Genomic DNA, 23,991 nt, shown 5'->3' with positions numbered 1-23,991 from the left:
TCCTAACGCAGCTGAACCACGCTTACCCGTTCCGCCAACACCACCCCCGGGAAGAGCTGGTGCACCACCTCCAGGGCGCGGTTGACGGTACCCCGGGCTTGCGCTTCACCGGTGGCCAAGGCGGAAATGGCCAAACCGGCCCGCTGGTGCAGGTCCTGAAAGTCGGCTTCCACCACCAAAACCGGCAAGCGATGGCGGAGGCGGTCTGAGAGCGACCGCAGGTCCTGCCGCTTGTCCTTGAGCGAGCGAGCCCCCGGGAAGTGGAGCTCCACTTCCGCTACCGCCACAAAAAGAGGCGACAGCTCACCCGGCACCGGCGCCTCCCTAGCTTTCCAGGGTGCGGGCTACCTCCACCAGCTGGTAAGCCTCGATGACGTCACCCTGCTTGATGTCCTGGTAGCCCGCCAGGGTCAGGCCGCACTCAAAGCCAGCCTTCACCTCGCTCACGTCGTCTTTAAAGCGCTTGAGGCTGCCGAGGCTGCCTTCCCACACCACCACGCTGTCCCGCACCAGCCGTACCTTGGCCGAACGCGGGATGATCCCGTCGGTTACCATGCACCCCGCCACCGTGCCCACCTTGGGAATGTGGAAGATCTGCCGCACCTCGGCGCGGCCCAGCTCCTTTTCCTCGTACACCGGCTTCAGAAGACCCGTCATGGCCTTCTGGATGTCCTCGGTGAGCTGGTAAATCACGTTGTAGGTGCGGATTTCCACCCGGTGCCGCTCGGCCAGCTCCCGGGCGGTGCGCTCGGGCCGCACGTTGAAGCCGATGACGATGGCGTCGGAGGCGGAAGCCAGGTGGATGTCGTTTTCGGTGATGGCACCCACCGAAGCGTGGAGCACGTTCACCGCCACTTCTGAGGTGGAGAGCTTGGTGAGCGTATCCCGCAGCACCTCCACTGAGCCCTGGACGTCGGCCTTCAGCACCACGTTGAGCTCCTTGACGTCCTTGCTGGCAATGTGGTCCAAAAGCCCTTCCAGGGAAACCCGCTTGGCCGCCATTTGCTCTTCCCGGGCCCGCTCCTGCCGCAAGGTGGCCACTTCCCGAGCTTTCGCTTCGTTTTCCACCACCTGGAAGATGTCACCGGCTTCGGGGAGGTCCTCGAAGCCCATGACCTCCACCGGATCCGAAGGCCCGGCTTCCTTCACCGGCTTGCCGTTGGCGTCCACCATGTTGCGCACCCGTCCCCAGGTGGCGCCGGCAAAAAAGCAATCGCCGGGGCGCAGGGTGCCCTGCTGCACCAGAACCGTGGCCACCACGCCCCGACCCTTTTCCTTGCGGGCTTCCAGGATGGTGCCGCGGGCCGGCCCTTCCTTGGGCGCCCGCAGGTCGTTCATTTCGGCCACCAGCAGGATGACCTCCAGAAGGTCGGAGATACCTTGCTTTTTCAGGGCCGAAACCTCCACCACCGGCACATCGCCGCCCCAGCCCTCCACCAGCACTCCGTGCTCGGCCAACTCGCGCTTGACCCGATCGGGGTTGGCGTTGGGTTTGTCAATCTTGTTGATGGCCACAACGATGGGCACTTTGGCGGCGCGGGCGTGGTTGATGGCCTCCACCGTTTGCGGCATGACGCCGTCGTCGGCAGCCACCACCAGCACCACGATGTCGGTGACCTTGGCCCCCCGGGCGCGCATGGCGGTAAAGGCTTCGTGGCCAGGGGTGTCAATGAAGACGATGGCCTTACCCTGGTGCACCACCCGCGAAGCGCCGATGTGCTGGGTGATGCCACCGGCTTCCCGGGCCGCCACCTGCGTCTTGCGAATGGCGTCCAGAAGCGAGGTCTTGCCATGGTCCACGTGGCCCATGACCGTAACCACCGGCGGGCGAGGCTCGCCGCGGCCCAGCTTGCCGGTTTCCTCCAGGGTGAGGTCAATTTCCTCCTCGAAGGAAACCACCATGGCTTCCACCCCCAGCCACTCGCAGATTTGCTCGGCCAGATCGCGGGGCAGGGTTTGGTTGGCGGTGACCAGGATCTTCTTGGAAAGCAAGAACTTCATGAGGTCCTTCACCAGCACGTTGAGCTTTTCGGCCAGCTCCCGCACGGTGACCGCCTCGGAGAGGTACACGGGACCTTCGGGTTTCTTGCCATCCCTAAACTCCAGGGTCACTTCCACCGGCTCCACCGGGGCTTCCCGCTTCTTGGATGGCTTGGCAGCCTTTGGCTTTCCTGCGGCCACGGGAACCACGGGCCCGGGGGTGGGCGCTTTCACTTCGGTGGTGGGGCGAACCTTTTGCTGCTCGAAGGTCTCCAAAAGCTCGCGGATGAGCGCGGCATCGGCCGAGGCCTTGCCCTTTTTCCCCGGTTTTGCTGTAGCTGCCGCCTTTTGCGCTTGCTTTTGCGCCAGAAGGCGCTGCTTGATTTCCTCTTCGGAAAGCTCCCGCAGCTTGCCCTCCAGCGGGGTTTTGGCCGTCCGCTTGGCGGGCTTAGCCTCCGCCGCAGGAGCGGGTGCTTGCTTGGGCGCCGGAGCCGCTGCCCGTGCCTCTTCCGCGGGCTTGGCGGCGCTCACTTCGGCTGCGGCCTCCCGAACCGGGGCCTCTTCGGGTGCCGGCCTGGGTGCGAGCTCTTCGGGTGTCTCCTTGGCTACGGCTTCTTGAGGGGCCGCCGGGGCTGCAGCTCCTGCTTCAGCTTTGGCCGCCTCGGTGGCCTCCTCGGCAGCAGCCGTCGGTGCCGTTTCCGGAGGCGGTGGCGGAGGCGGTACGGGCCGCGGTTGGGAGGCCGGCACCCCCAGGCCGTCCAAGCTGGGGACCTCGTCCGGGAGGTCCTCCTCCAGAACGTGGCGACGCACGCCCTTCTTTGGCTTGCGGAGCACGGCCTTGGGCGCCGGTTCCGCGGGAGCCGGGGTGGTGGTCTCCTGGCGAATAATGACCTCTTTGGGGCGGCGGCTTAAGGTTTCGCCGCGGATAATGGCGCGCACCGTCTCCAGGTCTAAGCTGTCCTCAGCACTGGATACCTCCACGCCAATGGCCCGGAGCTTGAAGATGAGCTCCGGTACCTCCACGCCCATTTGGCGGGCCACATCGCCGACGCGAAAGACCTGAACCATGCCTTACTCCTCACTTCGGGAAGCTACCTGGGCTTCGAGAGCCTGCTTGGCCGCCTCGATGAGCTTGGCTGCCGAGTGCGGACCAATCCCCGGGATTTCCATGAGCTTTTCCGCTGGCGTGTTGGCCAAAGCTTGAGCGTGAGAAATCCCGTGCTCGGTAAGCCTCTCGCGCATGCGCTCGGAAATCCCCGGGACGTCTTCCAGCGGGATCACCAGGTCGTACTCCACGGCCGTCGGGGCTTCCTCTTTTTCGCTCATTTCCTCCGCCAGCTCCCCCTCCACTTCCCGCAAAAGGGCGGCCAGCGCCGAAGAAATCTCGTCCTTCACTTCCTTTTCGGTCTTGATGATGATCTTGCAGCCGGTGAGCTTGTCCGCCAGCTTGACGTTTTGCCCGTTCTTACCGATGGCCATGGAGTACTGCTCGGAGGACACCACCACTTCCATGACGGGACGGCGTTTCGTGATGGTGATGGGCTTGCCTTCCTCGTCCACGGCAACCTTGCCTTCGGCGTCCCGCAACGGCTCTTCAATCACTTCCTCGTCCACCCGCACCCGGTTGACCTTGGCCGGGGCCAAGGCGGCCTGCACGAAGGTCACCAGGTCTGGGGACCAGGGGATGATGTCCACCTTTTCCCCTTTGAGCTCGCGCATGATGGCCTGCACGCGGGTACCCCGCATGCCCACGCAGGCGCCGATGGGGTCCACCTCCCGGTCCCGGGAGGTCACCGCCACCTTCGCCCGCTCGCCCGGAGCCCGGACGCAGCCCTTGATCACCACGGTGCCATCGAAGATTTCCGGCACCTCCATTTCCAGAAGCCGCACCAAAAGCATGGGCGAGGTGCGGGAAAGCACCACCTGCGGTTTGTTGGCGTCCTTGGTGACCTCCACGATCACCGCCCGCACCCTTTCCCCCTGGTTGAAGCGTTCGGAGCGGATCTGCTCGCGCTTGGGGAGGATCCCCTCGGTGCGCCCCAAATCCACGATGACATCGCCCCGCTCGATGCGCTTGACGATTCCGTTGACCATTTCCCCGATCTTTTGCGAGTACTCGCGGTGAATGTTGTCCCTTTCCGCTTCCCGCACCCGCTGGAAGAGCATCTGCCGGGCAGCCTGGGCGGCAATGCGGCCGAGCTGTTCGGCGTCCAATTCTCCGAGCACCAGGGTGTCACCAACTTTCACGTTGGGATCGAGCTTTTGCGCTTCCTCCAGGGTGATGGCTTCGGTGGGGTTTTTGACCTCTTCCGGGGTGGCCACCACCTGCCGCACGCGCAGGCAGGAGATCTCTCCGGTTTCCAGGTCCACCTTGGCCTGAACCCCCTTTTCCTTAAAGTGCTTTCTCGCCGCCTGGGCAATGGCGTCCTCGAGCGCCTGCACCATGCGCTCAGGGGTAATTTCCCTTTCGGCGGCTGCCTGGTGAATAAGACCTTTCAGTTGTGCAAGCTTCATGGCTTCTTCCCTCGACCCTTGGGCTTGGCGCGCCAACTTTCTTCGGCAAAGGGCGCCAAGCGCGTTTCAAATATCTCACGTTCCGGCAAAAGATGCACCACGTCCTGCGGGTCCCGCACCCGCACCATCCCTGCCTCCAGACCCTCCAGGTACCCCTCGATGACCTTGGCCCCGCTCCAGGTGGGGGCCATGCGCACCCGCACCGCTTGCCCCACAAACCGCAGGTAGTCCTCCCGGCGGTAAAACTTGCGCTCCATCCCCGGAGAGGAAACCTCCAGGGTGTAGGCGCCGGGGAACGGATCATAGACATCCAGAAGCACGCTGGCTTGCTCGGAAACCAGCGCGCAGTCATCGAGGCTCACCCCGCCTTCGCGGTCAATGACCAAGCGGAGGATGGGCTTTTTGGCTGTTCCGGCAAACTCCACCGCCAACAGCTCCATGCCCTCGCTGGCCACCAGGGCCTCGAGCTTAGTCGTCAGCTCCTCGGGTAACCTCTTCACCCCATCACCTCGGCCACCTCGAAAAAAAAGTGGGACACACGTCCCACTTTCTCGCGAAAGCAGCCGTCGAAAGTATCCCCCCTTTGCCCAGGAAAATCAAGGGGCGGGTGGCGCCCGGGTTGCACTCCCGGGTTTTCTATGCGGGCCGTGGGTCTCGGGACGCGGGGCAGCCAGGCACCAAGTCGCTTATTGCTTCACGCGGCAAGGCCGGCTGCCGCTCCGCGTTCCGTGGTGGGAAATGTGGGGCCGCCGGGGGAGCGGAGGCCCATGGCACTCCTTCCAAAACCCGCCACGGGGCACGGGTTCCACAACGGCCCCTCCGCGCCACGTGCAGCGCCGAAACCAAATTTTGTGGCGCAGCCGGGTGGTGCAAGGACGGCTACCTCCCACAGGCCGCTTTGCTCTTGTGATTATTCTCACGCGGTGCTATTGTAAAAGCTGGGTCAAGCGGAGACGACCCGAAGGGAGGCAAGGCCATGAAGAAACCCAAGATCACAGTGATTGGTGCGGGCAACGTGGGATCCACCACCGCCATGCGGTTGGCGGAAAGCGGTTTGGGGGATGTGGTGCTGGTAGACGTGGTGGAGGGGATGCCTCAGGGCAAAGCCCTCGACCTCTACCAAGCCGCCCCGGTGGTGCACCACGACTCCATTCTGGTGGGTACCAACGACTACGGTCCCACCGAGGGCTCGGATATCGTGGTGATGACCGCTGGACTAGCCCGGAAACCCGGCATGAGCCGCGACGATCTCCAGGATGCCAACGCCAAGATCGTGGCGGAGTGCATGTCCCGGGTGGCCAAGACCTCCCGGGATGCCATTGTCATTATGGTTACAAACCCCTTGGACGTGATGTGCGAGGTGGCGCGCCGGGTAACGGGGTTCCCCCGGGAGCGGGTGATCGGCATGGCCGGCATCCTGGACACCGCCCGTATGCGGGCGTTCATTGCCATGGAAATGGGCGTTTCCACCGAAAGCGTGTTTGCCATCGTCTTGGGCGGCCACGGCGATTCCATGGTGCCCTTGCCTCGTTACACCACGGTTTCCGGCGTGCCGCTGCCGGAGCTTCTGCCCAAGGAGAAAATTGACGCCATCGTTCAGCGCACCGCCCAAGGTGGTGGCGAGATCGTCAAGCTGCTCAAGACCGGCTCCGCCTACTACGCGCCGGCCGCTGGCGTGTGGGAGATGGTGGATTCCATCGTCAGGGACCGCAAGAAGATCCTCCCCTGCTCGGTGTACCTCCAGGGCGAGTTCGGGCTTAAGGACGTGTGGGTTGGCGTTCCCTGCAAGCTGGGCGCTTCCGGTATGGAAGGGGTGTTCGAGCTCAAGCTCACCCAGGAGGAGCTGGCCCTGCTGCACAAGAGCGCAGCTGACGTGAAGAACCAAATGAACAAGCTGCCGGCAGATTTTGGCGTGTAGGGAGCACCGTCAAACATAGCCGGGCTGTCTGCGGCGCCGCCGCTCCGCGGCGGCAAACAGAAAAAAGACCCGCGACGGAGCGCGGGTCCCACATTTCGTGATCAATGTGGGGCTGCCGGCTATCTGACGCGGGGGGCACGGCCACGCTCCCCCACCCCTCCGTGGCCGTGCTTGGCCCCCGGCGCCCCCATGCGCGCCAGCAAAGCTGGACGCGCGCTCCTGTGGGGCCGCCGCGAAAAATGTGGGGCCGCCGCTCCGCGGCGGCAAACAGAAAAAAGACCCGCGACGGAGCGCGGGTGCCACATTTTTTAGCGAGGTTCCCACATTTTTTAGCGCAGGTCCCACACTCTTCGCTTTTTGCAGCCCGATTTACCGCTGGCGGTTCACGCCAATCTTGGGGCAGCGGGACGACACCGGGCAGCGGGAGCACCTGGGGGAAACCGGGGTACAGACCTCCTGGCCAAAGGTCACCAGCACGTCGTTGATGGGGATCCACCACTCGGAAGGCAAGACCTGCTCCAGGGCGGTTTCGGTTTCTTCCGGGCGGCGGGTTTGCACCAGCCCCAGGCGGTTGGCAATGCGGTGCACGTGGGTGTCCACGCAAATGGCGGGGATGCCGAAGCCCAAACCCAGGACCAGGTTGGCGGTTTTGCGGCCTACGCCGGGTAAGCTCAAAAGCTCTTCGCGGGACTCCGGGACCCGCCCACCCCACCGTTCCACCAGGATTTGGGCGAGCTTTTGCAGCTGCCGGGCCTTGGTGCGGTAAAAGCCCGCAGGGTAAATGAGCTGGGCGATGCGCTCGGCGGGGAGCTGGGACAGGCTCATTGCGTCCGGGGCCACCGCAAAGAGGCGGGCGGCGGCCTGGGCGGTGACCTGATCCTTGGTGCGCAGGGAAATCACGCAGGCCACCAAAAGGCGAAAGGGATCCCTGCTTTTTTCCACGTGCGCCAGGGTGGTGGCGGGGAACCCCCGGACCGCCCCGTGCAGGGTGGTCAAAAGCCAGGTGAGGTCTTCCTTGGTCCAGCTCACGTTTCCTCCCGGGAAAAGGCCACCAGCCACAAAAGCCCCAGGGAGGCCCCCAAAAGCCCGGGTTCCAGCCCCATCGGCAGGTGCGGGCGGAAGAGCTCGAGACCGGCGCAAACCCCCGCCCCCAGCACCATGGCCGTGACGAGCGCGCGGGATGAGCCAAGGGAAAAACGGGCGGCCAACACCGCCGGCAGCAGCGAGGCGGTGAAGAACCCCCACCCCAAAACCCCCAAAAACGCCACGGAGCGGCTACTGCCTACCCCCAGGAGCGTCCCTAAAAGCCCACCGGCCAGGGTCACCACCCGCGACCAGGCAAGGGACCACCCAGGGCGGCCCAAGGCCTGGGGGAGGTCGTAAGCCAGGCAGGCCGAAAGCAGGTTGCAGAAGGAAGCCACCGTGGACATGATGGCGGCCAGGCAACCCACCGCCGCCGCCAGCACCGCCGTGGGCCCCAGCCGTTTTAAAAGCAAGGGAACCACCGCGTCCCCGGCGCCTGCCGGCAGCTCCCCCTGCTGCACCAGGGCCAGCGCCGAAAGCCCCACCCCCACCCACACGGTCAGCACGGCCATGAGGCTTACCGTAAGCACCCAGGGGAAGCGGCGGAGCTCCTCCCGGGAGCGGAGCAGGAAGAACTTCTGCAGGTAGTGGGGCTGGGCCAGCGTGCCCAGGCAGAAGAGCAGGTACCAGGCCACCGCCTGGGAAGGAGGGACCTTGCCAAAAACGGTAAGCCAGGGAGAACCGGCGGCAAAGAGGTTGGCAACAGCTTCCCGGGTGTGCAGCAGGGCACTGGCGGCCAGCGCCACCGCCACCAACCCCATGATCACGCCCTGCACCGCGTCCACCCAAACCCCGGCGCGCATGCCGCCGGCAGCCATGTACGCCGCGGTGGCGAGAAAAACCGCCAGCGCCCAAACCTCGCCGCTGCCCCCTCCCAGCCCCTCGGCCAGCACCGCCACCGCCCGGGCCTGCACCGAAAGCGCCGCCAGGCAGCCCAGCGCCACCAGCACCGCCGCGGTGACCCTCACCCCAGGGCCAAAACGCTGGCCCAGAAGCTCGGGCACCGTGAGGGGGCGCGGGTGGTGCGCCAGGATCCAGCCCCCCACCACCCAGCACTGCAAAACGCCGGTAAAGGGCGCGGAGAGGATGAGCCAAAAAGCCCCTGATCCCAGCTGGGCAAAGAGCGCCGGTCCCCCCACGAACACGAACGCCGAAAGCCCTATGGCGGTGCCCGCCAGGCCCGTCAGCACCGCCCCCGCCTGGTGATCGGCTGCTAAAAACCCAGCGGCGGAAAGCCGGCGGCGTACCAGGGCCAGGGCCAAAGCGACGCCCAAAAGCAGCAGGAAAAGGGGAGCCACGCTCATGGCTTACGCGCGCTTTCCGCAAACCACCGGAGAAAAACCGGAGCGGCCAGCAGGAAGCCAGGTCCCAAAAGCCACAGAAAGCCCCATGGCGAGTGGGTTTTAAGCAGAAACGCCCCCAAGAGCACCACACCTACCGTTAGGGCGGAAAGCCAGGCGAGGGCGAAAGACGGTTTGGGCTTTTCTTGCGTGCGCGTGCAGGCCAGCAAGAGTGCCGTCACCGCTGCGAGCGCTCCCAAAAACGCCAGCAGGGGAAGCGCAAAAACCCCAGCGAGCACCATTCCGGCGGCCGTAATTCCCAGAAGGACGCGCCTGGCCATACCGGGGCAGTTTAGCGTTTGCCGTTGGGTAGAATGAGGCCATGCCGGCGAACCTCACGCCCCAGTACAAGGCCGCCGAAGCCAAGTTCAGGGCCGCCAGAACCTTGGAGGAAAAGCGCCAGGCTCTGGAGGAAATGCTGGCCACCATCCCCAAACACAAGGGGACGGAAAAGCTGCAGGCGGACATCAAGAGGCGCCTGGCCCGCTTACGTCAGGAGGAGGAAAGCCGCGCGGCCAAGCACGGGCTGACGTTCAAGGTAGAGCCCGAGGGAGCGGCGCAGGTGGTGATCCTAGGGCCCCCAAACGCAGGCAAATCCTCGCTTTTAGCGGCGGTGACCAGGGCCGAGCCGGCCATTGCCGATTTCCCCTTCACCACCACCCGCCCGCAACCGGGGATGATGCCCTTTGAGGACGTGCACGTTCAGCTGGTGGATTTGCCGCCGGTGACCGCCTCCCACCTGGACCCCTGGCTTCCCAACGTGGTGCGGGGGGCCGATGCGGCCATCCTGGTGGTGGATCCCACTTCCCCGGAGCTCCCCGAGGACGTGGAGGAGGTTCGCCAGCGGCTCGCCGAGGTGCGCATCCCGCTGGTGGGGGCTCTCCCCGAAGACGCTGACCCCCGGGACACCCCTTTGCCCACGCTCATGGTGATATCCAAGGTGGATCGCGCCCGGGAGGAGGACCTGCAGGTTCTGGAGGAGATGTACGGCGGCGAGTACCCCATGGTGCGCATCTCGGTGGCCAACCACCAGGGGTTGGGAACCTTCAAGGTCAAGCTGTGGCGGATGCTGCAGCTGGTGCGCGTGTACACCAAGCCCCCGGGGAAGCCCGCCGACCGCACGTCCCCTTTCGTGCTGCCGCAGGGCTCAACGGTTTTGGACCTGGCCGAGCGCATCCACCGCGACATTGCGGAAAAGCTGGCCTTTGCCCGGGTTTGGGGTGGCAAGCTGGACGGACAAAAGGTTTCCCGGGACTTTGAACTGCGGGACCGGGATGTGGTGGAATTGCACTACTAGAGGAGGTGAGCATGGCAGAACCTACCATTGCCCAGAAGAAGCCTTACAAGCTGGAAATGGAGCCGGGGACGTACTTTTGGTGCGCCTGCGGCCGTTCGGCCAACCAGCCCTTCTGCGACGGCTCCCACAAGGGCACGGGCTTTTCGCCGGTGAAGGTGGAGATCACCGAAAAGCAGCTGGTGGCCTGGTGTGGGTGCAAGCACTCGGGCAAAGGGGCCTTTTGCGACGGCACCCACCGCACGCTTCCCGAATAGCGGGGGTGCCGGCCGCGCCCGGGTTACATCTCCGCCGGGACGGGGATGCCCAGAAGCTCTTCCAGGATCGTGGTGATGGTGAGCAGGAAGAGGCGGAAGACCGCCCGCCGCACCGCCCGCTCCTGTTCGTTTTCCGCGTGCAGCACCGGGTAGCGGTGGTAGAGGTTGTGGAAGGTCTGGGCGAGCTCCCGGGCGTGGCCGGCCAAAAGCGAAAACTCCAGAGAAGCCACGGCCTTTTCCACCACCTCCGGGGTGCGGAGGCAGGAAAAGGCCAGCTCCCAGAGATCGTTGGGTAGCAGGGTACTGGCCAGCGCCGCGGCGTCTTCCTCAGGGCTTCCCGCAAGCCCGGCCTGGGCGAGCTTTTCGAAGATCTTCTTGGCCCGCACTGCCGAGTACTGCAGGTACGGCCCGGTATCCCCTTCGAAGGCCAAGGCTTCCGCAAAGTCAAAGGCCAATACACGGTTGCGGCCCTGGCGGGCCATTTGGTAGCGCAGAGCCCCCACGGCAATGTCCCGGGCACGGCTTTCCAGATCGGCGGGGCTTTCCCCTTCGGGAAGCCGCTCGCGGATGGCCTTCTTGGCTTCCACCACCAGCGTGGTCAGGAGTTCGTCGGCCTTGACGCCCAGGCCCCGGCGTCCGGACATCTCCACAAAGGGCTTTTTTTCTTCCTCCGGGTTGAGGCCAAAGGAAGTGCCCGTTTGCGCTTCCAATTGGTGCACGGCCTTGGGGGTGAGGGCCACCATTTCGTAAGCAAAGTGGATGGAGTTTTCCGCGCTTTCCGGAAACCCTAGCGCTCGCACCGCTTCCTTCACCACCTTTTGCGGGTAGGACTGGCGCACGTCAATGACGTTGTAAACCTTCTGCCCGCGGCCAAAGGAGGCGTTTTCCGGTTTTTGGTTGGGGTCCGCCGAGGTGCGGAACAGCACCCGGGGCCCTTCCCCGTAGCGCACCGGAGCTGCGGGGCCATCCTGGTGGAAGCGGGCAAAGGGCACGTAGCCGAAGTCGTGGCAGGTGCCGTCGGGGTCCCGCAGAAGCCCCAGCTTCCAGAGCTGGTAGGCGATGTCCTTGCCGGTGTAGGTGACGGTGCCGTTGGAGCGCACCAGGATCTTGTCGGCATCGGCCATGCCTGCAAACTCCGGGGAATCCGCCAGGCTCATCACCCAGCAGCCGGCGTTCTTCCCATCGGTTTCCTTGCGGATGCAACCCGCCTCTTGCAAGAGCTCAAAGGCCCGTTGCCAAAAGCCCCGGCGCAGGATGTCCGACTCGTGGGGCAGCACGTCGTAGGCCACCCCCAGCCGGCCCATGGTGAGCAAATGGCAGCGCAGGTTGGTCTCGGCGACAGCCGCTCCCAGCCGGGCCAGGGCTTGCGGGTCTTGGTTGCCGGCGGCAAGGGCTGCCACCGCCTCCTCCAGACTGAGGCTTTCGGGAGCGCCGCCCTCCAGGGCGTGCAGGACCTCGGTCCTTCTGGCGCTGGCTTCGGGGTTCTGCTCGTACCAGCGGGTGACCTGGGGGTAAAGCTGCCAGCAGAGGTCATCGAAATCGGCTTCTCCCAAGGCCTCCACCACCAGGCGGTTCTCCCGCTTTCTTTTGGCAAACTCCTCCAGCACCTCCCGGCGCGAGGAAGGGGAAGGCCAAACCTGGCGAACCGCCTCCAACAGCTCGGCCTCCGGCAAAAACACAAAACCCACCACCACATCCGCCACCTGCACGCCGGTGTCGTCAATGTAGTTCTGCACCTCTACGGGGTAGCCCAAAAACCGCAAGCAGCGGGCCAGCACGTCGCCCAGCACCGCGTTGCGCAGATGCCCAATGTGGGCGGCCTTGTTGGGGTTGATGTTGGTGTGCTCGACGATGATCTTGGCCGGCCGCTCTGGCGTTTCGTGAAAGCCGGCCTGCAGAGCTTGGCCCACCACCGGGCCGCGCCGGAGGTGGAAGTTCAAAAAGCCGGGGCCTTCCACGGAAACTTTGGGCTCCAGCAAGCCCAGGGGCCCTTCAGCCTGCTGCAGCTTGGCCTCCAGGGATTTGGCCAGCTCCTGAGCCAGGCCCCGTGGTGGCTTTCCCAGGCTCTTGGCCAGGGCCAGAGCCCCCGCCCACGCCAGATCCCCCAGCTCCCGACGGGGCGGCACCTCCACCCGTGGGGAAACCTCAAAACCCCGGAGGCTGAGCTCTTCTTGCAGCAGCGCTTCCAAAGCAGCCCGAACCGCTAAAACCATGACCCCTCCCGGCGGGGATTCTACCCGCTGCCGGCAAGCTTACGGTGCCGAAGAGCCGGCGGGAGGTTCCGGGAGGATACGGCAAACGGTTACCGACTGAAATCCCACCGGCGACCACGCCTGGCGGGTGAAAAACCACGTGGTTACCCCCCTTAGCGTGAAAGGCCCTTCTTCTGCCCACCACGCCCGTAAGGGAATTTCGCCGCATCCGAAGCCCTTGCCCAAGGTGTTGACGATTTCCTGCTCCCGACCCGGGTCGCAGAGGAACAAGCGGATGTTTTGCCCCTCCTTGGGTGTGTCCCACCAGACCGGGATGTTGGCCCAGCTCCAAGCCAATGGCCATCCTGCTTCGCCGGCCACGGCTATCGCCAACTCATCCCCGCTTTGCGCCGCCAATTGCTTGCCCTCTTCAATGATGGCTTTGAAAGACGGCACGGTTTGCACGTACACCAAAAGCTCGGCTTTTCCGGTGCTAGGCTCAATGGCCGAGTTGACGAAGCAAGCCTGGACGGTGTTCCAGGCGGTGGCGGCAAACAAAACCAGAACCCCCATTCGGGCACGCCACGCACCCCTGCTCACCAGCCGGCCCAACGCGATTCCAGCCGGGGGCAGAAATGGGAGGATTTGATGCAACGCGAGCCACGGGACCTTCTCTCCCAAGTACGCGTACATGGCCAGCGAAACCAAACCCCAAAAGAAGAAAAAACGCCACGTTGCCGAAATCCTTCGCCGCCGCTGCCAGTAAAAGCCCGCAGCTAAACCTAGGATGGCAAACTCGTAAAGGGCCAGCCGCGGCAGGTAGTACCAAGCCGGTCCGGCAACCCGCTCCTGGGCATGCTGACCCCACCAGTAAACCACCGCCTTAACGGGAAAAAGGATGTCTTCAGGATGGCGGAAGAAAAAAGTGTAAAGTGTGAGTGTTACCGCGAGGAAGAGGAAAAAAGCAGCTAAGAGGTTAGTTTGATTCTGCTTGAGCCATGGCTGGAGCGTGGTCCAAGCGTAACTTGGTCGCCTGATCCACGTGGCGCACCAGGCCACGGCCAACACCACAAGGTAAACGTAAAAGGTTTCCTTGGAGGCCAGGTGGAGCGCCGCCAAAACCGCAACGGGGAACAGCGCATAGCGCCTGTGTCGCTGGCCCGCCAAAAGGAGGGCCGCAGCAGCAAAGGTAAAGAAAATCACCGGCGCATCCTCTCGGGCAAAGCGCGAGTAATAGGTGAGCGTTGGCGAAAAGAGCATCAGCACTCCCATGCCCAAAGCGCCGGAGCCGCCCACCCGTTTGCGGAGCAGCGCGGGGGCGAGGACCAGCCCCACACCACAGACGGCTGCCCAAATCCGCACTACGAAGTCGTTTTGCCCGAACACCGCCATCAGCGGCGCCATGACGTAAAACTGCAGCGGGCCGTGGTAGGTGGGGTCATACTGGTACTTACCTAAAAGCAGGAGCTCCCGGGCCAAGTGCGCATGGACGGCTTCGTCATGGTGGGGAACCCTTTCCCCTAAGAACAGGAATCGGGAAACCACAGCCGCAAGGCCCAGCAGCCACCACGCCACCTTTTCCCAGCGCTTCATTTCTTGCTCCTTACCCACACTCGCCCGTCAGTTTCCGAAAGCGGCTCAAAGTCCGGCAAGGGTGATGGTGGTTCCTGCCAGGAAGCCCGCCAGTCAATATCCCACCGGTTGGCCAGAGCCTTAGCCATCTCCGGGGGGCTGCCCCGCAGTATGAGGTCTAAGTCGGCCATCCGCAGGCGAATTTCCGCCTGCGACTTCCCCCTTTGCCAGAGGTGGTAATCCCAGCCCACCATTGCCGGCACCCCACAAAACATGGGCAGACGCAGGTTATCACCGTACGAGGGGCTGGCCTCTTCTGCCACAACCCCCAATGGACTCTTCTGGCAACGCTCCGCCGCTACGGCCACTGGCGGTTGGGCTGACCGCAGGTAAGCCTGGCCATCCAGGGTGGGGCGGGGCCCGGGAAGGCGACGGGTGGTGACAACGGCCCAGGCGTTCCAGGTAGCCTGGGCGAGACCAACAGCCATTAGCGCCCAAGCGCAGCCCCGCAACAGCCGTCGGGGCCAGGTAGGGGACAACTCGTAGCTCTTGCCCCATAATCCACCGGCGAAAGCTCCCAAGAGGAGAAAGGCTTGCAAGCCCAGCTTGAAGTAGGTGTTCATCTTGTCCACGAGGGTGAAATAAACGGGACCCCAAATGTACGCCGTTGCCAAAAGCGCAACTGCCCCCACGAACCACCTATGGGGTACCCAAGATAGGCCTTGCCAAGCAGCGACCAGCACGAGGAGGAAGACGACGCCGTGAACGCCGTACAGCTCCAGGTACTGGTCCCACGTCACCCCTTGCCCTTTTTCGAGAAAAAACCGACCCTGCGGAAGGTGCTGGGCGCTGAGGAATGGGTAAGTCAAGAGAGCAGCGAAGAAAAGGGTACGAGCACCGAACCACAGGCCGCAAACATAAGGACGGGGCGCCGTTGACATGCTCGCCCCCACGGCAACCATGAAAAGGAAGGCTAAAGCCGGCATTTCCCAGGTGTTACTCATGTACTGCGCGGCCAGTGCCAGGGCCAGAGGGAATAGGAGACTCCGGGCCTGGTACCATCCCTGGGCCAAAAACAAAAGCAGGGCAACGGTGGTGAGAAACCCGGGAAAGCTTAAGAAATGGGCGTGGAGATCCGCAAACAGCGCCGTCCACACTGGATATTCGTTAATCCCCTCCGGGATTACCCTCGAACTCGCCCAGAAACGGTCAAAATTGGGACTCAAAAGGTGACCCGGTCGCACCAACAGGTAGGCGGTTCCTGCCAATTGGGCCATGACGCCCCCGAGAAGAGCCGAGGATTTTCTTTGGCAGAAAGTGAAACTGACCGAGGCCGCACCCAAAAAAGTCAAGGCAGGTACCGTAGCCGCCGCCAAGTTAAAAGCTACCGCTGGATGCGCCAAAGAAGCGGAAGCCAGGGCGACGTGGGGCAAAAAGCCAAAAAAGTAGTAGTTAATGGGGTACCCCGCAAACCAAGGGTCAGCGAGCGGCACGCTAGGCGAGCGTACCAAGGAAAAGAAGATCGCGCTGTCCATTGGCTTTTCACCCCAGTAAATTTCAGGGTTAAAAGCGCGAATGGCCAGGAAGATAATGAAGGTGAAGACAAACAAATGTCTGGCAAAACCAACCTCGGCATGATTCAGAGTTGACCACAGGAGGAAACGCCAGCGCCAGCTCAGGATCAGCGCCACCACCACCCATGGCAGCCATTGCCAGCGGGGCATTCCCAAGGTGCCGGTCCAAAGCAAGACCATACCCAGAACCAGAAAGGCCAGAGGCCTTGCTAGCAGGCTCCCCGCAGGCCTGCCCAAGCCGCATTTGTGTACGAGCCAGACGGTCGCCAAAAGACCAAGCCATTCGCACCAGAGCAGCCACAAAAGGGTACTTGCTCCTTGGGCCAAAAAGCCTCTTCCCCAGTTGAAAAACGTGCTGTAGGCTTGCGCGGGAATCTTCAAATAGGGGGGAAGGCCGCGGGCCTCCAGCTCACGGGTGTGCCAGTCGGTGTTTTCCGGAAGCCTTACCCGCGCCAAAAGGTGGGTCACCATCTCCGGGTTGTAGCTGGCATCCTTTGCAAAAATCCAAACCGGTGGGTGATCGTAAACGGAAAATGCTTCTTCAGCCCCAAGGTCTGAAAGCCCCCAGCGACCCCACCCCAAGCGGCGTTCCTGGCTGTGCACCAGGCGAAAACCCAGCTGACCACCGAAGAGCAAGTGGTAAAACTCGGACATCAGGGGATAGGCGTCGGGGACCCGGCAGATGCTCCCTACACCCCTTTGGGAAGAAAGGACAATTACCTTGGCTTCGTGAAGAATAGCGAGGAGCTGTTCCCGTTTTTCTTGAGTGTCGGGAGCGTACACCGGAATTTCTCGGTACCTAAAACGTTCGGCACCGTAATCAATGGGCAGCCCATCGTCCCAGGCCTCGGTGGCAATGACGGTTTCAGGTGGAAAATGGGCTCTAAGGTACTCGCTGGCTTCCAGCCGGGTATAGGGCTGCCAGGCTCGCGCGGCCCAAGCAAGGCCCCAGGGGAGCGTGAGAACCACCAGGGCGACCCGCAGTTTTGCAGGCCAGCGGCGGACAATAATGGCCAGGAGCAAAAAGAAAAACGGAGTTGCGCCTAAGTAATGTCGCGCAGAACACACCAAGCGCGTGGCCTGAAAGGCGGTAACTGGAACGAGCCAGGCCAGCATGACCCAAGTGTGCCGATCCCCTAGGAGTGCGCGCTTGAAAGTCCCCACGAGGCTCCAGGCGAAGGCTAGCCCCAAGGCTGGTCCCAACCCCCAAAAGAGGTAATTGGAAAGGAGAAAGACGGGACCGCGGTCGGCCCACTGAAGGTTAGGCGGGTACTGGCCTTCTCCGGAAACAAATCCTGCCAGCTCACGGAACGAGGCCAGCCTTCTTGGGTGCGGCAGTGGCGAAAAAGTGGTGGCGAAGAAACCAGGGTCCAGAAGCTTCCAGGTAACCAGGGCCGTTCCACCGGCAACCAACAGCCAAAGGACACGTGATAGCCACGGCCTTGCGGTTGGTTTGCGCAACGGCATCAAGAGAAGAGCGAGGCTCACCGGCAAGGCCATTGTGACCAAGTTAGGACGGACGGCTGCGGCAAGCCCCACCGCCAAGCCCGCAAGCGCTGCGCGCGGGGTGGACTGAGCCCGGAGGCTGAAGGCCAGGCACAGGGCTACGGCCAGCATGCCCAGGGCATCAGGAGTGCCAAATCGGGCGTTTTGGACCAGAAGGCCGGAAAAGGCGTAAAGCCACGCCACGGTCGTTGCGGCCCCGGGGCCGGCCAAGCGCCAAGCGGTAAGGCTTAAAACCCAAAGGGTGAGGCAGTCAAACAAGGAAGCCAAGACCCGCCCGGTTTGCAGAAGACCCCGGTAGTGGGCCAAGCCAAAGAGCTTGGCCACCGTAAAATTGAGGTTGGGGAAGAGTGCGCCGTAAACGTAAAAGCCAAACTCGGGGTGGTTTTGTGGGTTAAGTGGGGTGCGGTTAGGATCCAGAGCTTCACCCAAACTTTTGGGGAAGGAAAGGCTTTCCGCAACCATGACCAAGAAGCGCTCGTCCGGGTGCTGGTGATACCACCCGTCCCAGGCCAAGCCGGTAAAGCGAAGAGTGGCGGCCAAAACGAAGGGGAAGAAGAGCTTCTTGTGTTTCATGCTAGGGGAGGGGCGGTGCCAGGCGGATGAGGGTTACCTCGCCTGAGGCAAAGGCGACGTCCCCAGCGTTTTTGAGAACCTCTTCGTTCATTTCCGGGTAAAGGCGGCGTTCCACGGAGCCCACTACCAACAACGTGGCCCCCAGCTCGGCGGCAAAACCCTGCACGCACTCAACCTCTTGACAGCGGTAGAGGCTGCTCACCTTTTCGCTGCGGTCCGCGATGAGAGGGCCGAACTCAGGCCGGCGCCAAAGGCCCTCATGGTTTTCCCAACCCAAAACCGCAGGCACCCCTGAGGCGGCGCTCAGGCGAGCGGCGTCGGAGTAGGCGGGACCAATGCCTTCAACGAGGATCTCCGAGGCGCTAGTCCGGTGCAAAAAGTGCGCGGCTTCCGCCTCACCGGGGGCCATCCAGTAAAGGCCGGAAAAGTCAGGGGGTGGTGGCCAGGCGGAGCGAGCCAGGGTGGCAAGCTGGGGTAAGCTCAGGGCCCAGGGAAGGATGAGCCAGCGGAGTGCCCGTGGAAATCCAAGGTTTTGAGCCAGCGCCAACAAACGGATGCTGGGAACCGGCAGCACCAGAAAGACAAAGCTTAAGGTTTTGAACACCGTGTTCATGCGGTACCACTCGGGCCCGTACGGGTCCTTGAGGTAAACGAGCTCCATCAGCATGAGACCTGCCAGACACGATGCCAGGATGGCAGCAGCTGGTTTGGCGTCGCCGTTCTTGATGGCAAACCACAAGGCCGCCACGGCCAGGGTCAGGGCCAGGGCCACCAGAGGCCTGGCAGAAGCCAAAGCGACGACCACAAAGCCCAGAAACGCTGCTGGAAGCCCTAAGAGGCGGTGTTCTTTGAAGAAGAACCAGGCGGCAAAAACGAGAGATGGGATAAGGGCAGGCAGAAGGACCCGCCCAATTTCTCCGAGGGTGGTGGGAGTTGTGACCCATCCCAGCCCGGAAGCACCGGCAGGCAAGCTAGCCCAGGCGGGGAAAAACAGGGCGAAAGCCAAAAGGCCGGCAAGCAGCGCTTCACCACCCGCATGGAACGTTCGGCCCGTGGTGGCCCAGAGAAGCGCCGCCAGGGAGAGGCCAAGAAAAGGCACGGCCCAGGGGTTGGTCGCGGCCACCACCCCGAAGAACAGGGCCCGAACTAACAGCTTGAGAGGCCAGCGCAAGCTCTCGGTACCTGTCCAAAGAAGGAAGCAGCCGAGAATCCAAGGCTGACACAACAGGTGGGGGTGCAGGTCCCCCAAATGGTAGGTGAACAACGGAAACTCGGTGATGGTGTGAGCAATTCCTCGCGAGGCGTCCCACAGGTTGGACGTAAAGAAGCCGGCCTCGCCTTTCAAGAGCTGGACCCACCCATCGGTAGTGCCCAAAAAAACTGAGCTTGCAGCTGCAGCTGTCGCGGGAAGCTTCCCCAGGTCCCAGGTTCTCGCCCAAGCGTAGGCTAACTGCGCCGTGAGACCGGCCAAAGTGGGGACGAGAAGGTTGAAAACCTCGTCTGGGAAAAACCCCGACAGTCTGGCTGGCAGAGTCCAAGGCAAAAACCCCCAGTAGTAATAGGGAAGAGGATAACCGGCAAACCAGGGGTCGCCCGGTGGGAGAGCCTGGGGGCGCATGAGGCTGGCGAGAATGGCTAAATCCATGGGTTTTTCCGTTCCCGTCACTGCAAAGTTTTGGCTGCGGAGCAAAACCAGCAGCCAAAAAGCTGCAAGGCCTACCGCTTCCAACTCCACGATGGTTTTCTGTTCCTGGCGGATGTTTCGGGTGCCCCAAAACACGCCAAAAGCGACAACCGGGAGGGCCACCCAAACCCAGCCGGTTAAGCCTGCTAATCCCAGGTACCAGCACAAAAAGGCGGGAATAGCGAAACCCACGAGGCGTGCGCAAGCCCATGCCCCGAGACCGCTTGGCACCAACTTTTTTGCTAGGGGAAAGCCCGCAACGCCGCCCACGAACAACAACCCGTACCAGGCAAAACCTTGGAACAAGAGCGTCATAAACGTATTTTACGTTGTATTCCCCTTTTCCGCCGCGAAAAACCAGTACGCCCCTTCCCCTACGTCTTCGGCGGCCACCTTGACCAGCCAGTGCGCCAGCCACGCTTGCTTCCAGCGCCAATGCCAGGGCCGAAAGCTCTTGGTGATTTTCTTAGCCAGGTAAAGCGGGAAGCCCAGGTAGTGGCCCCACTCCACCACCGTTAACGCCCGTGGTCCCAGGTACGACTGCGAGGCCACCACCGAAAACCCCAGCCGATCCAGGCGGGCGATCCAGACCTCCGGCGGGTCCACGTGAACGTGGCGGGAAACCCGGTTGAAAAACGTCCGGTACCAACCAGCGAGCGGTCTTAACCTGAGGGCGTCGAAAAACCGCGCCACAGAAAGGTAACGGGAAAAGCCGGGCCCTGGGACCGTGAGGTAGAAGCGCCCCTGCGGCCGCAGGACCCTAACCACTTCGGAAAGCACCGCTTCTAACGCCGGGATATGCTCCAGCACCGAGTTGGCAACCACCGTGCCAACGGATTGCGAGGGAAACGGCAGATTGGCCCCGTTGGCCCGCACCAGCAGCCGGTGGCCTTTTCGAGCGGAGGCTTCCCGCAGGGCCAGCCAATGGGGATCAACGCCAACGTCCGCCGGTGGGGCAAAGGTCATGGAGGCAAAGTGCCCATCTCCGCACCCCAAATCCACAACCGGTCTAGGTCTGGGCCAAGAACGGAGGAGCAGCGTTTCTTTCGCGCGCACCAACGCGCGAAAGGCCGGTAGATCCTCGAGTTGGCGGTACAGTTCTTCTTCGAGCGAAGGTGAAACACAGCGGGGGCGGGCTGTAGCCCGCCCCCGCTGGTGAAGACCGGTTAACGCTACTGGACTTCTCGCCACCAGAGGATCCCCCTGGGAGTAGGTGCTCCACCCGTATCAATGGGCACCTGGGGAGGCTCAAAGTACGCGTTACCTTCAGACTCGCTACCCACCCACGATTTGGCAAAAACAATGCCGGATGGAGTCACTAAGATTCCGGAAGAAGCCCCCTTCCCGCCTTCGTAGGCCTTGAACTCACCCGGGTTCGAAAGGTCAGAGGGTTTCACCTTCCAAGTGACCAAGTAGGTGTGGCCGAAGCAAAACTCGGCATCGGGATCGTAGATGAGCGCGACGACAAGCACATCTGCCCCGCCCTTCTTTTCCTCGGGAACGAAGAGGAACGGCGGGGCTGTGGGCTGAGACCTGGGGCTAAAGGGTTCCAAAATCACCGGATCGCCCGGATTCAACGGTGGGTTGTCAGGATCGGGGTGCTTTTGATCCTCAACCCAGAGGCTTAAGGTGTTGGTTGACTTGGGCGGATCGAACTTATCAACCACTACGTGAAGGCCAGCACGGAAGAAGTTTCCGCCGTTCCAAGTGGTGGTTGGCGGGTTAATAAACCAGGAGTTTTCGTAATAGCTCCCAGACGCTAGGGCGTAAACGTCGTATTTTGGATCGTTGGTGGGCCAGCCATTTTCCGCAGAGGGGAAGTAGAACGGTACGAACCGACTGCCGAACTTGTCAGCGAGCGAGGCCTTCACCGTTGCTTTGAAGCTGCTGGCAGTAAGGCGATCCAAGACCCACAGCTGTCCGTGAAGGTCGGGTTGCACACCTTGGTCGGCAGCGTTATCGGGCCTAAAGAACTTGGCGCGGGTTTGGAAGAAGCCGGTGTCCGCAAGGGCCTGGTTTTTCACCCAAACCTTGGCGTCAGCCAGAGAGCTCAAAGTCTCGGTATCAAGAAGGGCGCCGGTGAGAGCGTCGAAGACAAACACCTGCGGCGCTGTGAGCTTGTTAGGATCAGATGGCCAGGGATACCCGCGGGCCACCATCACCCTCCACACGTTTGTCTCATCCCGAGCCACTGCGGGCACGGAGAGCGTAAGTTTCAAGCCCGAAACCGCCGAGGTACCCGCTTCCCCGTTTTGGGTAATGCTGAACAGCGGTTCAAAAGGCTTGGTGGCGCTGTAGTTGGGATCTGCAGGGTAATTTATGGCGTCAATGGTACGGCCGGGGTAGATATGGGTCACGTCCAAAGCATGGAGACCGGTACCACCTGGGCCCTCGGTGAGGTAGAGCACGGTCCTGAACTTGCTTCCGTCGTACACATCGGCAAACCGTGGCGAGCTAGCAACCCCATAGATGTGACGGTCGGCGGCGGCCGGTTGCCCCATGGGGAAGCGGACTGGGTCCAGGGAGTATTGGGTAAACAACCGCACTTGTGTGTCCAAAAGGTCGGGCGGGGCGATAGCCAAGACTTCTGCCCCGTCCACAAGGTCAAACGCGTGGAGCATGCCGTCAGAAGCTCCCACCCAAACAATTGAATGGCGAGTCGAGTAAGTAGCCTCGAAATCGCGACGCTGGGTATCCAACCCGATGGATTGCGTCCAATGCTCCGGTGCGCCGATGATGGCGGGTGTGCTGTTCACCAGGGCCCCCAAAAGCCAGGGGCGGCGGGTGTTGGTCAGGGTGCCGTCGTTGCCCAGCATGAAGTCCACCACCTGGGGCGTAATGCCACAGCCACCGCACAAGGCGTTGAGGGTGGCGGCATCGGAAGCTGGATCGTCAATTAGAATTAGGTCCTTGGTGATTGGGTTCCAGGTGTAAATCTTGCGGGCAAAGCCGTTATTCCCCGAAGCCAGAACCTGACCCGCGTCCCACAGCAGCGGGAAGTAGGGCGGGGCGTCAAATACTTTATTGGTGACATCGTAAGCGTAGAGGTGGCCCTGCCAGGTGGGGTACTTAACCGATGCAATGAGCCCTACGGTGCCGGTGCCGGAGGCTGACGGCGCACCGGAGGGCGGACCAGTCACGTAATCACCAGTGCCCAGAGAGGCGGGCACCGCCTCCACGGCTTGTTCGAATTGCTCCGGGGTCAAGGCGAAGAATGCGTATGGGGCGGAGGGGTCAAAGTTTGCCCACGTTCCGTTAACCGGGTCCCACAACCTGGGGTCGGACTGATACTTCACGCCCCCGTCGCCCAAAGGTGCCGAAGCGTCGGTGCGGCCCTTAAAGGCAGTCCAGTTAAGCTCGCACTGGTTCACGTCTGCGGAAAGCCCAATGGCAAAGGTCCGGGGCGGGTTGGGGCTCCAGAGGTTGAAAATAGCATCGGCCTCGCCCGGTGGGTAGTCAGCCCAGTTACTGCTGGCATTGGTGGCGCAGTCGTTCCACCAGTTATCGCGCCCACCTGGCTCCCCACTCTCTGGGTTACAGTAATTGGAAGCTCCATCCGTAATCAGCAAAACACCCCAAAGGCGACACTGCGCCAGCGCGTCGCCAGGGGGACTGAATACCTGGCCTTGGTAATCCGTGAATAAGAGACCGTCCTTGGTCTTTTGAATTACCTCTTTTGCAAACTTAAGGGCTCCCTTGGTGGGCGTCCCCGCCCACACCTTGAAGCCTCCATCTTTGGCAAGCTTCATCTTGTCCAGAATGCTGGTCACGTCGCCAAGCATTGAGTAGTTGATCTCGCGGTTTACCGTACAGGTATCACAGTTCGAAATAGAGACGGTGGGGTCACCCTCATCGTAAGAATAGGTGAGCACTGCCCAATTGATCTTGTCTTTATAGCGACCGACCACGTTCCTTGGGAGACGTGGGGCGGGCAAGGCGGCTGTGTCAAACGGGGGTGCTGGGGCCATCGCCTGGCAGGTCAAGGTGGTGTACGTGCGGGTGGTGATACCCGATCTGGTATCAGTGACCACGCTTTCGTTCCAAAAGCTATTGTCCACCGCAGGCCACTCCTGGGGTGGCACCCAGACGCTCACCGAGTCACCCATCACGTTTTTGACCACCGCCAAACGGCTGGGGTTAAAGTACCGCAACCTGTACTCGTAAATGTTGCCCGTACCCACCTGCGCTTCTGCAACCCGCGGCGAAGCGGAGGCTTTCACGCCGGCCACCAGCGATGCCCATGCCTGCCGGAAAACGGAAGCCAGACGATCCAAAGGATTGGTTTTGAGCCTAGCCTGAGGAGGCGGCTCGGGACCAAGGGGTTTCTTGGTGGGGGTGCGGGTGGGGGTCGGGGTGAACGTCGGTGGCGGGGTGTTGGTGCGGGTGGGCGTGCGCGTTGGGGTAGCCGCCGGGGTATTGGTGCGGGTTGGGGTGCGGGTGGGTGTCACGGCCGGCGTATTGGTGCGAGTAGGGGTCCGGGTGGGCGTGACGGCCGGGGTGTTGG

The 23,991-nt window shown here is 62.5% G+C and carries 17 protein-coding genes; 4 read left to right on the top strand and 13 right to left on the bottom strand.

Annotated features, from left to right (window positions below; all coding sequences use genetic code 11):
• Positions 1–2: 2 nt before the first annotated feature.
• The 4 genes from EG19_RS12225 to EG19_RS02380 are packed head-to-tail and all read right to left on the bottom strand — an operon-like array spanning position 3 to position 4,994.
• Positions 3–314, bottom strand: coding sequence for a DUF503 domain-containing protein (locus EG19_RS12225; RefSeq protein WP_053334783.1), 312 nt, complete (start codon positions 312–314; stop codon positions 3–5).
• Positions 315–324: 10 nt separating this feature from the next.
• Positions 325–3,048 (bottom strand): translation initiation factor IF-2, encoded by a 2,724-nt coding sequence (infB, locus tag EG19_RS02390; protein ID WP_038047077.1) that lies wholly within the window; start codon positions 3,046–3,048, stop codon positions 325–327.
• Between the two features lie 3 nt (positions 3,049–3,051).
• Positions 3,052–4,494 (bottom strand): transcription termination factor NusA, encoded by a 1,443-nt coding sequence (gene nusA / locus EG19_RS02385; RefSeq protein WP_038047074.1) that lies wholly within the window; start codon positions 4,492–4,494, stop codon positions 3,052–3,054.
• Entirely contained in the window at positions 4,491–4,994 is a 504-nt protein-coding gene (locus EG19_RS02380; protein WP_053334782.1) for a ribosome maturation factor RimP, read from the bottom strand. Before EG19_RS02380 ends, nusA begins: the two co-directional genes overlap by 4 nt.
• A 476-nt stretch (positions 4,995–5,470) precedes the next feature.
• Here EG19_RS02380 and mdh point away from each other — a divergent pair, with 476 nt between their 5' ends.
• Positions 5,471–6,412 (top strand): malate dehydrogenase, encoded by a 942-nt coding sequence (mdh, locus tag EG19_RS02375; RefSeq protein WP_038047071.1) that lies wholly within the window; start codon positions 5,471–5,473, stop codon positions 6,410–6,412.
• Positions 6,413–6,781: 369 nt separating this feature from the next.
• Here mdh and EG19_RS02370 read toward each other — a convergent pair whose 3' ends face one another.
• From EG19_RS02370 to EG19_RS02360, 3 genes are read right to left on the bottom strand one after another with little or no spacing between them, the layout of a single operon-like run.
• A complete protein-coding gene (locus EG19_RS02370) occupies positions 6,782–7,441 on the bottom strand; it encodes an endonuclease III domain-containing protein (RefSeq protein ID WP_038047068.1) in 660 nt (219 codons plus the stop codon).
• Positions 7,438–8,799, bottom strand: coding sequence for a sodium:solute symporter family protein (locus tag EG19_RS02365; RefSeq protein ID WP_038047064.1), 1,362 nt, complete (start codon positions 8,797–8,799; stop codon positions 7,438–7,440). Before EG19_RS02365 ends, EG19_RS02370 begins: the two co-directional genes overlap by 4 nt.
• Positions 8,796–9,116 carry a hypothetical protein gene (locus tag EG19_RS02360; protein WP_038047060.1) on the bottom strand — a complete coding sequence of 107 codons (321 nt, stop codon included), beginning with the start codon at positions 9,114–9,116 and terminating at the stop codon, positions 8,796–8,798. Before EG19_RS02360 ends, EG19_RS02365 begins: the two co-directional genes overlap by 4 nt.
• A 41-nt stretch (positions 9,117–9,157) precedes the next feature.
• Between EG19_RS02360 and EG19_RS02355 the strand changes: the two genes are divergently transcribed.
• Complete coding sequence (locus EG19_RS02355) at positions 9,158–10,132, top strand: TGS domain-containing protein (protein WP_038047057.1); 975 nt, start codon at positions 9,158–9,160, stop codon at positions 10,130–10,132.
• A gap of 11 nt (positions 10,133–10,143) precedes the next feature.
• Positions 10,144–10,386 carry a CDGSH iron-sulfur domain-containing protein gene (locus tag EG19_RS02350; protein ID WP_038047055.1) on the top strand — a complete coding sequence of 81 codons (243 nt, stop codon included), beginning with the start codon at positions 10,144–10,146 and terminating at the stop codon, positions 10,384–10,386.
• Positions 10,387–10,409: 23 nt separating this feature from the next.
• Here EG19_RS02350 and argS read toward each other — a convergent pair whose 3' ends face one another.
• From argS to EG19_RS13045, 6 genes are all read right to left on the bottom strand, one after another.
• Entirely contained in the window at positions 10,410–12,599 is a 2,190-nt protein-coding gene (gene argS, locus EG19_RS02345; RefSeq protein WP_053334781.1) for an arginine--tRNA ligase domain-containing protein, read from the bottom strand.
• A gap of 39 nt (positions 12,600–12,638) precedes the next feature.
• Positions 12,639–14,171: a flippase activity-associated protein Agl23 gene (locus EG19_RS02340; RefSeq protein ID WP_038047052.1), complete on the bottom strand. Its 1,533-nt coding sequence runs from the start codon at positions 14,169–14,171 to the stop codon at positions 12,639–12,641.
• Positions 14,168–17,803, bottom strand: coding sequence for a DUF2298 domain-containing protein (locus EG19_RS02335; RefSeq protein WP_038047050.1), 3,636 nt, complete (start codon positions 17,801–17,803; stop codon positions 14,168–14,170). Before EG19_RS02335 ends, EG19_RS02340 begins: the two co-directional genes overlap by 4 nt.
• A gap of 1 nt (position 17,804) precedes the next feature.
• A complete protein-coding gene (locus EG19_RS02330; RefSeq protein ID WP_038047047.1) occupies positions 17,805–19,802 on the bottom strand; it encodes a DUF2298 domain-containing protein in 1,998 nt (665 codons plus the stop codon).
• 9 nt (positions 19,803–19,811) lie between these two features.
• A complete protein-coding gene (locus EG19_RS12220) occupies positions 19,812–20,543 on the bottom strand; it encodes a class I SAM-dependent methyltransferase (protein WP_161685293.1) in 732 nt (243 codons plus the stop codon).
• A gap of 116 nt (positions 20,544–20,659) precedes the next feature.
• Positions 20,660–23,470 carry a PilC/PilY family type IV pilus protein gene (locus tag EG19_RS13045; protein ID WP_161685291.1) on the bottom strand — a complete coding sequence of 937 codons (2,811 nt, stop codon included), beginning with the start codon at positions 23,468–23,470 and terminating at the stop codon, positions 20,660–20,662.
• Positions 23,471–23,480: 10 nt separating this feature from the next.
• Here EG19_RS13045 and EG19_RS13560 point away from each other — a divergent pair, with 10 nt between their 5' ends.
• Positions 23,481–23,651, top strand: coding sequence for a hypothetical protein (locus EG19_RS13560; protein ID WP_161685288.1), 171 nt, complete (start codon positions 23,481–23,483; stop codon positions 23,649–23,651).
• Positions 23,652–23,991 lie beyond the last annotated feature (340 nt).

Origin of the sequence: Thermoanaerobaculum aquaticum (assembly GCF_000687145.1) — a bacterium.
Taxonomy (GTDB): Bacteria; Acidobacteriota; Thermoanaerobaculia; order Thermoanaerobaculales; family Thermoanaerobaculaceae; genus Thermoanaerobaculum; species Thermoanaerobaculum aquaticum.
This window is presented reverse-complemented; position numbering and strand designations above follow the sequence as displayed.